This window comes from Catellicoccus marimammalium M35/04/3, from assembly GCF_000313915.1.
In the GTDB taxonomy this organism is placed as follows: domain Bacteria; phylum Bacillota; class Bacilli; order Lactobacillales; family Catellicoccaceae; genus Catellicoccus; species Catellicoccus marimammalium.
This window is the reverse complement of record NZ_AMYT01000011.1, coordinates 20949-35409: the sequence shown is the minus strand read 5'-3', so window position 1 is coordinate 35409 and position 14461 is coordinate 20949. Positions and strand designations below refer to the sequence as shown.

The window sequence follows — 14461 nt, the reverse complement described above, 5'->3', positions numbered from 1 at the left end:
TATATTTTAATAAAAGATGATGATAATAATTCTACTTATTTTGTACCAAATAGACGGTCTCCAGCATCTCCTAATCCTGGAACGATGTAACCATCTTCGTTTAATTTTTCATCTAAACTTGCGGTATAAATATCAATATCTGGGTGTGCTTCTTGTAATGCTTTAACCCCTTCTGGAGCAGCTACAAGACATACAAATTTGATATTATTACCTCCACGTTTTTTCAATGCATCAATCGCCATAATTGCAGATCCACCTGTTGCTAACATTGGGTCTACTACGAATAATTGACGTTCATCAATATCTGAAGGTAATTTTACAAAGTATTCTACTGGTTCTAAAGTTTCATGGTCACGATATAATCCGATATGACCTACTTTAGCAGCTGGAATTAAAGATAAAATTCCATCCACCATACCTAATCCTGCACGCAAGATTGGAATAATTGCGACCTTTTTCCCAGATAATGTTTTTTGTGTTGTTTTAACAATTGGTGTTTCCACAACATAATCTTCTAGTGGCATATCACGAGAGACTTCATATGCCATTAACATCGCGATTTCATCAACGACTTCACGAAATTCCTTCGTTCCACAATTTTTATCACGAATAATACTTAGTTTGTGTTGAATCAATGGATGATCAATCACTTGGAAAATTCCCATGCCTAATCCCTCACTTTATCTTTACTGATACTATACTATCATGAAAACGGTTTTTGAGCTAGGCTAAGAATTGATTTCCTCCTGCTGCTTTTTCTAGTCGATTCATATACGCACGCTGAATTCCTGCACTCTCTTCTTCAATCGGAAAGGCTTCCGCTAAAATGGTTTCTACTCCCCATTCATCACAAGTACGTAAACCTGCAAATAAACGTTGTGCGGCTTCTTGTAATGTATTTCCTAGAGAAAATGCTTTTTCATTTGGAAACTGAGCAATAACATCATCAGAAGCTAATAGGGCAACCTTTTCTTTTCCATAATGTTTTATTGCTTGAGCGAAATCTTTCTTTTCTACCATCACTACGGGAGTTGTTGGAGAATAATGACGATATTTCATCCCTGGCGCTTTAGGAATCCCTTTTTCACCTAAAATAGTTTGGTCATAGACAACAGGAACATCAACGACTTGTTGTAATTCCTCTACACCAATTTTTCCTGGACGTAAAATAACAATTTCTTCTTCATTAGATAAATCAATGACGGTAGATTCTACTCCTACTTGGCACTCTCCACCATCTAAAATCCCTGTCACTTTTCCTGCTAAGTCATGATAAACATGATCAAAAGTTGTTGGACTTGGTTTTCCTGATGTGTTGGCAGAAGGACCTACTAAAGGGCCAGTTTTTTCTAATAATTGCAAAGTCAACGCTTTATCTGGCATACGAAAAGCGCAAGTATCTAATCCGCCGGTTACCGTTTTTGAGAGACGCTGATTTTTTAAAGGTAAAATAATGGTCAATGGACCTGGCCAAAAGGTATCCATCAATGTTTTTGTCACTAAAGAAAAATCATCCGTATAAGAAAGAATATCTTCTGGTTTAGCAATATGGACAATTAATGGATTATCACTAGGACGACCTTTCGCTAAATAAACTTTTTTTACTGCCGCTTCATTTTCTGCACAAGCTCCAAGACCATATACCGTCTCTGTCGGAAAAGCAACGACTTCTCCATTTTTTAATTGTTCTGCTGCTTGATCTATGCTTTCTTTTGTATATCGTTTTGTTTCCATCTTCATTTCCCCTCTACAATCAATAAGCGATCATTGCCACTCCAATCTTTTAACACTTCCACTTGATGTTTAGGAAATGCATTTTGGAATAGTGTTTTCACTTTCTGTCCTTGTTGGTAACCAATTTCTAAATAGGCTCGCCCATTTTCTGCTAAATAGTTTGGTAATTCTTGAGCAATTTTTTCATAAATCGCATAACCTTGATGATGAGCATATAACGCCAATTCTGGTTCAAAACGTTTTACCCCTTCATTCATCACTTCTTTTTCTTCTACTCCAATATAAGGTGGATTAGAAACAAAAAGATTAATCGGAGCGCCATGATAATTAGAAAATACATCACTACAAACACATTCTACCTTTGCTTCTAGTCGTTCTGCATTTTCTTTTGTAATGGCTAATGCCTCTTTAGAAATATCTAGTTCTTGAACGATAAACGAAGGTCGTTCTTTTTTCAAAGTAATACCAATACAGCCACTGCCACATCCTAAATCAACGACTTGTTGCTTCTGATTAGGTTCTCTTTGTAAGATTTGTTCAACTATCCATTCGGTTTCCCAACGTGGAATTAACACAGATTCATTGACTAAAAATTCACGTCCATAAAAAGATTGATACCCTAAAATATAACCGACTGGATAATAATCTTGAACCTTTTGTAGTGCTTCTTTTAGCCATTCTTGCTCCTCTTTGGGCATCACTTTCGTTTCATTTTGCCATAATTCTTGAGCGGACCAATGATGATATCCTTGAATTAACGCAATTGGAGCATCACAATCTAACTCTGGGTCTTTTTGTTCTTCTAAAAAAAGGACTGCTTGAGTAAGCACGTCCTTGTAAGTAAGATTAGATTTCATTATTTTGCATCTCTTCTAATTTTTTCGTTTGGTCATAGATGACTAAAGCATCAATAATTTCATCTAATTTTCCAGATAAAATTTGGTCTAATTTTTGTAAAGTCAAACCAATACGGTGATCAGTCACACGATTTTGTGGGAAGTTATAAGTACGAATACGTTCTGAACGATCCCCTGTTCCGACCGCTAATTTACGGTTGGCATCATATTCGCTTTGTGCTTCTGATTGTAATTTATCATAAACACGTGCACGCAATACTTTCATCGCTTTTTCACGGTTTTTAATTTGGCTACGTTCATCTTGCATTGCCACGACGATTCCTGTTGGCAAGTGAGTTAAACGAACCGCAGAAGCTGTTTTGTTGACGTGTTGTCCACCAGCTCCAGAAGCGTGATAAATATCTACACGAATGTCTTTTTCATCTAAATCTAATTCCACTTCTTCTGCTTCTGGCATAACCGCAACTGTCGCTGTAGAAGTGTGGACACGACCTTGAGATTCTGTCACTGGAACACGTTGTACACGGTGAGCTCCGTTTTCATATTTTAATTTAGAATATACATTATCTCCTGTAATCATCATGATTACTTCTTTGTAACCACCAATTCCAGTGACGCTTGCTTCTAAAGTTTCTACTTTCCAGCCTTGAGATTCTGCATAACGAGTATACATATTGTATAAGTCTCCAGCAAATAAGGCTGCTTCGTCTCCTCCTGCAGCTCCACGGATTTCCATGATAATGTTTTTATCATCATTTGGATCTTTTGGTAAAAGTAAAATTTTAATTTTTTCTTCTAATTCTACTTTTTCTTTTTTCAATTCAGAAAGTTCTTCTTTTGCCATTTCTAAAATGTCGCTATCACTTTCTTCTTTTAAGATTTCTTCATCTTCGACAATTCCTGCGACTACTTTTTTATATTGGCGGTAGCATTCTACAGTTTCACGAGTAGAAGCTTCCTCTTTTGATAACGCCATAAAACGTTTTGTATCTGCAATTACATCTGGGTCACTTAATAATTCCCCTAATTCTTCATAACGATCTTCTAACGCTTGTAATTGATCAAACATGCAATTTCTCCTTATTTATCTTCTTTCTTTTCAATCGGTTTTGGATGATGATAATGTTTGCGACAAACTGGATAGTACGCTTCATTGCCTCCAATTTGAATTTGTTCACCATCATAAACCGGCTTACCATCAATATAGTGTAAATTCATTGTTGCTTTGTGCTCGCAAAACCAACAAATCGTTTTAATTTCTTCAATCTTATCCGCTTGTAATAGTAAATGTTTCGTTCCTTCAAACATTTCATTGCGGAAATCATTTTTTAATCCAAAGGCCATCACAGGAATCTCTAATTCATCAACGATTTGCGCCAATTGATAGACATGTTTTTTTTCTAAAAATTGTGCTTCATCGACAAGTACACAATGGATGGTTCCTTGTTCTTCTTGAATTCTTTTGACATCAGCAAAGACATCTGTGTCCTCTCCAATGATTTTTGCTTTTCGTTCTAATCCAATACGGCTTGCAATCATTCCTTGGCCAGCTCTTGTATCTAATGCACTTGTAAATAAAAGAACCTTTTTATCTTGCTCTTCGTAATTGTGGGCCACCTTCAAAATTTCAATGGTTTTCCCACTATTCATTGCGCCATATTTAAAATAAAATTGTGCCAAAAGAATCTCCCCTTTTATCTTTGTTACTTTGATATTTTACTACATTTTTCCCTCTCACTCAATGAAACTTTTTTTGCTCAAAAAGAAAAAGAAGAGGAAATCCCTCTTCTTTTCTTTGTTATCCTTCTATTAATTCTTCTTTTTCTTTGGCCAGTGCACCTTTGATTAAGAATGGTGAAATTAAGGTTGTTAAAATAATCGCCATAATAATTTCAGAATACATATTATCACTAATTAAATGATAGCGAACGCCCATTTGGACAATGATTAATGCCATTTCTCCACGGGACACCATCCCTGCTCCCACAACAAAACTTTGACGAGAAGTTAAATGAGAGAATCGTCCACCAATGTAACCACCAATCAGTTTTGAAAGCACTCCTAATACCGTTAAGATTAAGATGAAAGGTAAGTTTTTGATGAATCCATCAAAACGAACATTTAATCCAATCGAAACAAAAAAGATTGGAATAAATAAAGAGTACCCGATAACGTCGATTTTTTCTTGGACTACTTTTTGGTGTTCGGTTAAAGAAATCATTAATCCGACAAAGAACGCACCAATAACATCGCTCATTCCTAATTCTTCAGATAATAGTGCAAAAGCAAAACATAGTGCTAAAGAAAATGCAGTTACTGCTTCTGTCGCATATAAGCGTTTTGCAATACGTAATAATGGTAATAATAAATATTTTGCAAATAAGAAAGCTACTAAGAAGAATAGTAATTTTCCACCAATCATATCCCATAAGAAAGCTAGATTAAAAGAAAAGCTACCTTTTTGATCTAAAATCGTGGTAAAAATACTTACAATCATTACCACCATAATGTCATCTACAACCGCAGAACCAAGAATAATCGAGCCATCTTTTGAATCCAAATGATTGTACTCACGTAACACTTGAACCGAAATACTTACAGAAGTTGCCGCAAACACGATTCCTAAAAAGACCGCTTCCATCGTTGGCATATGGAAGACATTTCCCACAATGAAAAATAAGATCATTGGTAAAATAACTCCCAAACAAGCAATGACCACCGAAGGCTTCATATATTTTCGTAAAAGATGGAAATCACTCTCTAATCCTGCTAAGAACATTAAAAAGATTACTCCAATTTGAGAAAAAATTTCCATGGTTTGCGAAGGATGGACGAGATTTAACATCGCAGGTCCCAATAAAATCCCTACTAACAATTCACCAATAACCGATGGAATATTAATCAATTGGCACAGATGAGCTGCTAGCTTTGTCCCTAATAAAATGACAATAAAAGCTAATAAAATTTCTATCATATTCTTTTCCTTTCTTCACATAACAAAAGACGCCGTTCCAATGTTTTTCCCGCCCCTGAAAAACAAACCTTGAAACTAGCGTCCAACCGTTACTTATTCTCTTTTATTTTACAAAAAATTAATCTTTACTTCAATCCTTAGCTAAATTCTTTTCTTTCTGTTGGATTTTATCATCAAAAAAATAAAAATGTGATATGATGAGAAAGAATGGAATTTAACCGAAAGAAAAGAATAAAGGAGAAAGTAAATGTCTTTTAAAGGTCAAATGGCCATGATGGCTGGAAAAAGCTCACAATGGTTTTTACGCACTTTTTTAAAACGTGGAAGTAGTCTACCTGGAAAGATTGCGTTAAAAATCGATCCTAATGTTTTAGAAGAGCTTGCAAAAGATTATGAAATTATCGTGGTTACCGGTACAAACGGAAAAACATTAACCACTTCTTTAATTGTTAATATTTTAAAACAAAAATATCCACATATTATTACCAATCCAACGGGTGCGAACTTAAAACAAGGAATTGTTGCAACATTCCTTTCTGCACCAAAAATCAAAGACGGGAAAAAATTTGCGGTCTTAGAAATTGACGAAGCAACACTAAAAAATGTCACTCAATTTTTACAACCAAATGTATTTGTCTTTACTAATATTTTCCGTGACCAATTGGATCGTTATGGAGAAATTTATACGACTTATAAATTAATTGCGGAAGGACCAAAAAATGTCCCAAGCGCAACAGTCATTGCCAATGGAGACACTCCTCTTTTCAATGACTCTTCTTTAAAAAATCCACATTATTATTATGGATTTGATCATTTACCAGATGGAGAACAACTAGCAGATGCCAATACGGATGGTGTATTGTGCCCTCATTGTCAACATATCTTACATTATAAAATGATTACTTATGCGAACCTTGGAAAATATTATTGTCCAAATTGTGATTTCCAACGTCCAGCATTGGATTGCCGCTTAACGGATTTAGAAGAAATCACCAACCACTCTTCTTCTTTTGTCGTTGATGGTCATTCTTATCAATTAGAAGTCGGTGGCTTATACAATATTTATAATGCTTTAGCTGCCATTGCCGTTGGAAAATTTTATGATATTCCTGCTGAACAAATTGCAAAAGGCTTACAACAAAGTAAAAATGTCTTTGGTCGTCAAGAAGTGATTCAAGTCGATGATAAAGAAGTGACAATTATGCTCGTGAAAAATCCAGTAGGTCTAAATCAAGTCTTAGATACGATTGCTCTTGCGCCGCAGCCTTTTGGTGTTGTGAGTCTTTTAAACGATAAATATGCCGATGGAATCGATGTTTCTTGGATTTGGGATGGTCATTATGAAAAATTACAAGAAATGGAAATCCCACAAGTAATTACAGGTGGAAAACGTCATAAAGATATGACTCTTCGCCTAAAAGTTGCAGGTTTAGAAGATCGTTTAACTGAACAACCAGAGTTTGCGAATCTAATTGAAAACATTAAAGAAATGCCATGTCAACGCATTTATGTCTTAGCTACTTACACAGCGATGTTAGAGCTACGTCAATTATTCAAAGAAAAAGGCTATTTAAAATAGGAGGAAATCATGAAAGAATTACGTATTTGCCATTTATATGGAAATTTGATGAATACCTATGGAGATATCGGTAATATCTTAGTAATGGAATACTATTGTAAAAAAATGGGTATCACCACAACTTACGATTTAATCAGCTTAGAAGATGATTTTGATCCTAATGCCTATGATTTTGTTCTTTTTGGTGGTGGACAAGATTATGAACAATCCGTGATTGCCAAAGACCTACAAACTAAAAAAGCTCCATTGACGACTTACATTGAAAATGGAGGTGCTCTTTTAGCAGTTTGTGGTGGATACCAATTACTAGGTCAATATTATGTTACCGCAGATGGAACAAAAATCGATGGAATTGGTGCTCTTTCTCACTACACTCGTAGTCAAGCAGAAAATGAAGATCGCTTAATTGGTAACGTTAAAATTTATAATGATGATTTTAAAGAAGAATATATTGGCTTTGAAAATCATGGGGGACGTACGTATTTAGGAGACGACGAAAAACCACTAGGAAAAATTTTAGAAGGAAATGGAAATAATGGTACCGATGGTGGCGAAGGAGTCATTTACAAAAATACTTTTGGTACTTACTTCCACGGCCCAATCTTAGCTCGTAATGAAAACTTAGCGGTACGCATGATTAATATCGCCATGAAACAGCGTTATGGTGCAGAATATACCGAAATTCCTTTTGAAGATGTAAAATAAGAAAAACCTCTATCGTAAAAGATAGAGGTTTTTTTCTTAGGCTTCTTGGTTGATAGATTTGCCTTCTTCTTTTTGTTGTTCTCTCACTGCTAATTTAACAAATGGGATATACATCAAAATAGAAATGATTAAGTTTACGGCCGCTAACACTCCGCCTTGCCAACTTGCGGTAGCTAATACCCCACCAATTACAGGTGGTGTAACCCAAGGTGGCATAACCGTTGCGGCTGGGACAAGGCCAAATTTTGTTGCCCAATAAGAAGTAGTTACTAATACCAATGGAGTCAAGATAAATGGAATGAATAAAATTGGATTTAATACAATTGGTAATCCAAACATCAATGGTTCATTGATATTAAACACTCCTGGAGCTGCAGATAATTTGGTTACAGTCATCATTGATTTACTCTTACGTCCTACTAAGAAAATCGCAATAATTAAACCAATCGTTGCTCCTGTTCCTCCGATGTTAACAAATACATCAAAGAAAGGTTTATTTACAATATTTGGAGCAATTTGTCCTGCTTGAATCGCACGAATATTTTCTTCAATCGCTGGCGCATTTAATGTTTGCATTAAAGGTTCTACCATGTTTCCACCATGTAAACCAAAGAACCATAATAATGGAGTGATTAAGGCTAAGATTAACGCTGAACCATAACTATTAGCTAGACCCATAAATGGTTTTTGTATCCATTCATAGAAAGAACCAATGATATTTGGCATATTAAATCCAGCAAAGATAGCATAAACTAAAGCAAATAAACTAATCGTAATCATAGATGGTAATAATGCCGCAAAAGCTTTCGCTACTGCAGGTGGAACTCCATCTGGCATTTTAATGACTAGGTGTTTATTTCCACTTAAACGAGTAAAGATTTCAGCAGAAACGATTCCTACAATTAAAGCTACGAATAATCCTTGAGAGCTCATTCCAGCAATGTTATCTGGAGTATTTAAAGCACCTAATGCAAAGAAAGAAGCTAAAGATACAATTCCTGCAGATAATCCATCTTTTCCGTAACTATTGGCTAAATGATACGCAACTAAAAATGAAATACAAACAGATAAAATAGCAAAAGTTGCGTTCCAAATGCCTCCACCAAATCCTTTCCAAGCTTCTCCATGGAAAATTTGATTCATGAAGTTTTGGAAAAATGGAATTGGTAAGTTATTAATCATTACGGCTAAAGCGCCTAAAATCATCAATGGCATCATGACCATAAAGGAATCACGAATGGCCACAAGATGACGTTGTGCCCCGATTTTTGCGGCTATCGGCACAAATTTTTGTTCCATAAAATTCATAAATTTTTTCATCATCATTATTCCCTTTTCATTTATTTTTCGTCAATACGTTTATAAACTTCCACAAATTCTTTAGCTAAATCTACAAACGTAATAGCAGTCATTAAATGATCTTGACTGTGGACAACCAAAAGCGTCACTTGCATCTCTTCTCCTTGCGCCTCTTTAGTTAATAATTCTGTCTGCGCATGGTGTGCTTGCACTAAACATTCATTGGCTGTCTCTAATTTTTCTTTCGCAACAGTGAATTCTCCTTTTTTAGCAGCTTGAATCGCCTCTACTGCTTCACTTTTTGCATTCCCTGCATTCATAATTAAGCCCATCACTGCTTGTAAAGTTTCTTGTTCCATTGTATTTTCCTCGTGTTTTGTTCTTATCCTTCAATTAATTTTAGGGCAGTATGTAGAACATTTTCTCCATTCATCATGCCATAATCTGCCATATCAATGACCGCTACAGGAATGCGTCCATTTACTTTTTCTTCAAAAGAAGGTAACATAAAGCGCACTTGTGGTCCTAATAATAAAACATCAATATCTGAACGATCTTCTAACATTTTTTCTGCTTCATTAGAGGCACAAGCAAAGATTTCTGCTTCAATTCCTTCATTTTTTGCTGCCTCTTGCATTTTGCTGACTAATAAACTTGTGCTCATTCCTGCTGAGCAAGCTAACATAATAGTTTTCATAATAAATTCTCTCCTTTTTTCTTTGTACACTTAATATAAGCAAGAATCGTGCCAACTTTTTATGCTTGAAAACGCTTTATTTATCACGTTTTGAGCGTTTTACACACTACAGAAAAAAATAAAAAAATCTACACACTGAAAATAGTGTGTAGATTCTACGTTTTAATTATTCACAAAAATTTGTGCGATATAAGCAATTTCATCATCCGAGATAGTAATACCATATTTTTTCTCTAAAGAAAGTAATTGCGCTGAAATGATATCAAATGGCAATTTATTTTCTTTTTTAAAGGTCTCTAACTCTGGGAATGTACGCTGAGAAGCATCATGATTGGTCAATAATAAATCAATCAAAAATGCTAAGTGCATAATAATTCCTAGTTCCACGCTTGGATCTAAAATAATATGTAGCGTTTGTTTCATTCGTTTAATTTCTTGATGAATTAACGATAAACATTGATCCAAATCTGGAATATGCGTCAATGTTTCGGATAAGGTACGTTCAATTTGCCATAGATCAATTTCATTTTCTAATAAGCCATAGAATTTTTGTGCTCGTTCTTCATCAAATAAATCTAAAGCTGAGAAATAAGGAATATTTTGATAATGAATCTCTGCTGTTCCAATAATCGCACGGACATCATATTCACTACGTAAATGATCAATATGACGAATAAAAGCACCAGATTCTAAAAATTGCATCGGAATAATTTGATATTCATCTTTAGGAATTAGTTTTTCTAAGCGACTTTCTAACTTATTCGCTACACTTTCTCCTGTAAAGCAAGACACAATAATAGCTTTTGGTTTTTCATAATTCTCTTCTATTGCTTCTTTTTCATTACTATATAAAATATCACGAATAGAAGTCGTTAATTGAGATTTAATTTCTGATAGAGAATAACCATCATGTGCTAATTGTAAAGCTTCCATCACTACTAAGGTACTTGTTAAAGAAATGGATTCTGTTTTAATTTGAATATCTTCTTCTAAAATTCCTGCCAAACGATTTAATGAGCCCATGTCCGTCAATAGTAGAATTCCATTTTGATATTCTTCTTTATTTTCTAAAACATGAGATTTTAACTCTTCATAGATTTCTGAGACATCCATTGTCATTGGCATGTTCATTGCGTATCCTTCACGAATTCCTGTTAGTTCTTGTGCCGATTTCAACATCGCACTAGAAATTTCTTCCCCATGCATAATCGTAATAATACTTACATGATTACGAATGGCTTTTTTCTTCTCTTGTACCGGCAAATGTAAAAGTAAAGATAGATAACCAATTTCTTCCATCGGTAAAAACAAATGATATTCTTGTTCAATCATGGAGGCAAGTTCTAGAGCTACTTGGAATTCTAATAGATAGTGTTTACGAATTTCATTGAGTTTTTGGTTTGGAATTTTCTTTCCACTTTGAATTCGTTCAATCGCCGCTTGTAAATGCAAAGCTAATGTAAAGCGATCTTTTTTAGAATATACGCGATTTAGCTTCATACTTGCTTCATCACAAACACGATCTGCTAATTTTTGTGTTTTTAAAGGAACTTCTTCTTGTACTTCCTTTTCTAATGTATACAAGCTAAACGCTTCGTTTTTCTCATTTTCTGTCACTTCTTTGGTTTGCCAATGAATAGAACGTTCTTCTTGATTGAAATATAATTGATGCCATTTCTTATGTAAAAGGGTTTGGATTTCTTGATGTAAATGTTTCTCGTTTAATAATCCTTTTTGAACAGTAATTGGTAAATCTTGTTGCTCAATTGTAATTTCTTGTTGGTCTTTTTGTTGATAATGTAAAAATCCTTTGGCACAAACCAATTTGATGTCGCGCTTTAATTGACCAATATTACCTGGTGTTGAATATAGAAGAAACGCAAGTAAAACATCGCGATGTAATAAAATATTAGTTTCTAAACGCATTGCTTCTTGTAAAAAGAAACTTGTAATCATCTGGTAACGTTCTTCAATCGTGCGGTCGGCTAGCGAAGGCAATTCAATACACATTGGAATACGACGTTTAAATGTTTCTAAGAAATTTTCCTCAGATTCTGTCGTTGCGCCAATAATTTGTACCGTTGCTTTCTTTTCTTCTCCGCTATCTCCTAAGGGATGATATACTCCTTTATCAATAAAAGTAAAGAGCATTTCTTGTCCTTCTGGAGGTAGACGATGGATTTCATCTAAGAAAAGAATGCCACCGTTTGCTTGTTGAATTAATCCTGGACGATCTTCATCTGCTCCGGTAAACGCTCCTTTTTTAATGCCAAAAATATGTCCAAATAACAATTGTGGATTTTGTGCATAATCGGCACAGTTAAAGGCAATAAAAGGTGCTTCTTCATCTACCACTTCTGATTCTTTTGCAAATTGATACATGCATTCTGCAAATAAAGTTTTCCCTGTACCAGAAGCGCCAAAAATCATCGTATGTAATCCTGTTGGAGGATATAAAATCGCAGCTTTTCCCTTTTGAATCGCACTACTTAATGATTCCTCTGCCCCAATTAAATGATCAAAAGAAAGATGATTTTCATCTAAAAGCAAAGGAATAGAATTCGTATTTTCTTCATTTGCCTGAATAGCTACTGGATGTTGTGTCACTTTATAAAGAACTGGACGTCCTTTAATTTTGACAATTTTTCCTTCTTTATATAATTCATTTAAATATCGACTTACATTGGTACGGTGTAATTGTAACTCTTCTGATACTTGATCTGCTGTTTTCGCTTCTGTTGCTTCTTTTAAATATTGATAGATTTCATCTTTCCGAAATGGCATAATATACCTCCTTATAAAATTCAAAATTTATTCTATCATGTTTCTACCTAAATTGTTATGAAAATATATAGAAATACATTAAAGTTTAATTTTCTATCCTTTCTCTGCATTTTTTCGATTTTCTTTCTTAGTATTTTTATAGTAAAATAAAAATGACTATTCAAAAAGAAACACTTTTTCAAGGAACTATCCTTGTCATCCCTGTATCCTTCCTTTATAATGAAAGGTGATTGAGAATGATTTTCAATTTCAATTAAATAACCATCCTCAATCAATCCATCATAAAGGGGGAAAGAAATGGATACGCGGAACAAGTCTTTAGAAGACATTAACAGTTCCATCGCCCTGCCTAAAACAAAAAACTTCTGGAAATTGCTATTTTCTTATTTAGGACCAGGAGCATTAGTGGCCGTGGGCTATATGGATCCAGGAAACTGGGCAACTTCAATTACCGGTGGACAATACTTCCAATACCACCTACTATCAATTATTTTACTTTCTAGTTTAATTGCGATGGTATTACAATATGCCTCTATGAAACTAGGAATTGTAACTCGTCTAGATTTAGCACAGGTTACAAGAAAATATACAACCAAGCGCTTGAGTGTTGTATTATGGATTGTTGCGGAATTAGCGATTATGGCTACCGATATCGCAGAAGTTATTGGTGCTGCGATTGCCTTAAAACTACTATTCCACATTCCATTACTTTTTGCGGTTTTCATTACCATTTTTGATGTATTCTTACTATTACTATTAACAAAAATTGGTTTCCGTAAAATTGAAGCGTTAGTTGTGTGTTTAATTGCGGTAATCTTCCTTGTCTTTAGTTACCAAATTTACTTATCTGATTTCCAATTTGGTGAAGCATTAAAAGGAATGATTCCATCTTTATATACCGTACAAGACCATCCAGTGATTGGCGGAACTTCTCCGTTGGCCTGCTCTTTAGGTATTATTGGAGCAACGATTATGCCGCACAACTTATACTTACACTCATCAATTTCACAAGTTCGTAAAATTGATGGAGATCATTCCACAAAAGAAATGATCAAATTTTCAACGATTGACTCTAATTTACAATTAGGAATGGCTTTTATCGTCAATGCCCTTCTATTATTCATGGGTGCTGCCGTATTTAAAGGCAATGCGATTCAAGATACGTCATTCTTTGGGATTTATGATGCGTTACAAAATCCAGCGTTGATTAGTAACCCAATTATGTCTAATATTGCAAAAACTGGTATTTTATCTACCCTATTTGCCGTCGCTTTATTAGCTTCTGGACAAAACTCAACGATTACTGGTACTTTAACTGGACAAATCATTATGGAAGGATTCGTACATATCAAACTTCCACCTTGGTTACGTCGTTTAGTGACTCGTTTATTAGCCGTATTACCAGTTATGATTTGTATCTTATTTACACATCATATGTCTACCGCACAGCAACATTTGACTATTAATAACTTAATGATCGATTCCCAAATTTTCTTATCTTTAGCGTTACCATTCTCTATCATTCCATTATTAATGATTACGAACAACAAACGCATTATGGGAGAATTTGCTAATCGCTTATGGATTAAAGTGATTGGATGGGTATCAACGATTGTGTTAGTATATTTAAACTTAACTTCAATCGAAGGACAAATTGCTTCGATTTGTCATGACTTTGAAATTCCAGCCAATCAAACAGTAATTCAAGTTATTAGTTTTGTATTATGTGCCACTATTATTTTATTATTAATTCGTGTTGCTTGGGATATGCATAAACGTATGAAAGAAATTCATCCTGAGTAACAAAAAAGCAAGAGTTACCCCTCTTGCTT

Annotated in this window: 13 protein-coding genes; 3 read left to right on the top strand and 10 right to left on the bottom strand. The window is 34.6% G+C overall.

Translation table 11 applies throughout. The features are described 5' to 3' along the window. Positions 1-35: 35 nt before the first annotated feature. The 6 genes from upp to C683_RS01745 form a co-directional block, all read right to left on the bottom strand. Positions 36-665, bottom strand: a complete 630-nt coding sequence (gene upp / locus C683_RS01770) for a uracil phosphoribosyltransferase (RefSeq protein WP_009488770.1) — start codon at positions 663-665, stop codon at positions 36-38. Positions 666-723: 58 nt separating this feature from the next. Then, on the bottom strand, positions 724-1734 hold the full coding sequence (locus tag C683_RS01765) for an L-threonylcarbamoyladenylate synthase (RefSeq protein ID WP_009488769.1): 1011 nt from the start codon (positions 1732-1734) through the stop codon (positions 724-726). Positions 1735-1736: 2 nt separating this feature from the next. After that, the gene (prmC, locus tag C683_RS01760; protein WP_009488768.1) at positions 1737-2591 is read right to left on the bottom strand and encodes a peptide chain release factor N(5)-glutamine methyltransferase; all 855 of its coding nucleotides are present in this window, start codon (positions 2589-2591) and stop codon (positions 1737-1739) included. After that, positions 2581-3660 carry a peptide chain release factor 1 gene (prfA, locus tag C683_RS01755; RefSeq protein WP_009488767.1) on the bottom strand — a complete coding sequence of 360 codons (1080 nt, stop codon included), beginning with the start codon at positions 3658-3660 and terminating at the stop codon, positions 2581-2583. The genes prmC and prfA overlap by 11 nt, the downstream gene beginning before the upstream one ends. An 11-nt stretch (positions 3661-3671) precedes the next feature. Continuing rightward, complete coding sequence (locus tag C683_RS01750) at positions 3672-4271, bottom strand: thymidine kinase (protein WP_009488766.1); 600 nt, start codon at positions 4269-4271, stop codon at positions 3672-3674. A 118-nt stretch (positions 4272-4389) separates the two neighbouring features. Further along, complete coding sequence (locus C683_RS01745) at positions 4390-5565, bottom strand: cation:proton antiporter (protein ID WP_009488765.1); 1176 nt, start codon at positions 5563-5565, stop codon at positions 4390-4392. 247 nt (positions 5566-5812) lie between these two features. Here C683_RS01745 and C683_RS01740 point away from each other — a divergent pair, with 247 nt between their 5' ends. Together C683_RS01740 and C683_RS01735 are read left to right on the top strand one after the other, a co-directional pair. Then, on the top strand, positions 5813-7144 hold the full coding sequence (locus C683_RS01740; protein WP_009488764.1) for a Mur ligase family protein: 1332 nt from the start codon (positions 5813-5815) through the stop codon (positions 7142-7144). A 9-nt stretch (positions 7145-7153) separates the two neighbouring features. Next, entirely contained in the window at positions 7154-7849 is a 696-nt protein-coding gene (locus C683_RS01735) for a type 1 glutamine amidotransferase (protein WP_009488763.1), read from the top strand. Between the two features lie 36 nt (positions 7850-7885). On the opposite strand, the gene C683_RS01730 is transcribed toward C683_RS01735, so the two are convergent. From C683_RS01730 to C683_RS01715, 4 genes are all read right to left on the bottom strand, one after another. Beyond that, positions 7886-9169 (bottom strand): PTS sugar transporter subunit IIC, encoded by a 1284-nt coding sequence (locus C683_RS01730; protein WP_040388600.1) that lies wholly within the window; start codon positions 9167-9169, stop codon positions 7886-7888. 20 nt (positions 9170-9189) lie between these two features. Next, complete coding sequence (locus tag C683_RS01725; protein ID WP_009488761.1) at positions 9190-9507, bottom strand: PTS lactose/cellobiose transporter subunit IIA; 318 nt, start codon at positions 9505-9507, stop codon at positions 9190-9192. A 23-nt stretch (positions 9508-9530) separates the two neighbouring features. Next, on the bottom strand, positions 9531-9845 hold the full coding sequence (locus C683_RS01720; protein ID WP_009488760.1) for a PTS sugar transporter subunit IIB: 315 nt from the start codon (positions 9843-9845) through the stop codon (positions 9531-9533). A 162-nt stretch (positions 9846-10007) separates the two neighbouring features. Then, complete coding sequence (locus C683_RS01715; RefSeq protein ID WP_009488759.1) at positions 10008-12629, bottom strand: sigma-54-dependent transcriptional regulator; 2622 nt, start codon at positions 12627-12629, stop codon at positions 10008-10010. Positions 12630-12926: 297 nt separating this feature from the next. Here C683_RS01715 and C683_RS01710 point away from each other — a divergent pair, with 297 nt between their 5' ends. Beyond that, positions 12927-14432 carry an Nramp family divalent metal transporter gene (locus C683_RS01710; protein WP_009488758.1) on the top strand — a complete coding sequence of 502 codons (1506 nt, stop codon included), beginning with the start codon at positions 12927-12929 and terminating at the stop codon, positions 14430-14432. The last annotated feature ends 29 nt before the right edge of the window (positions 14433-14461 follow it).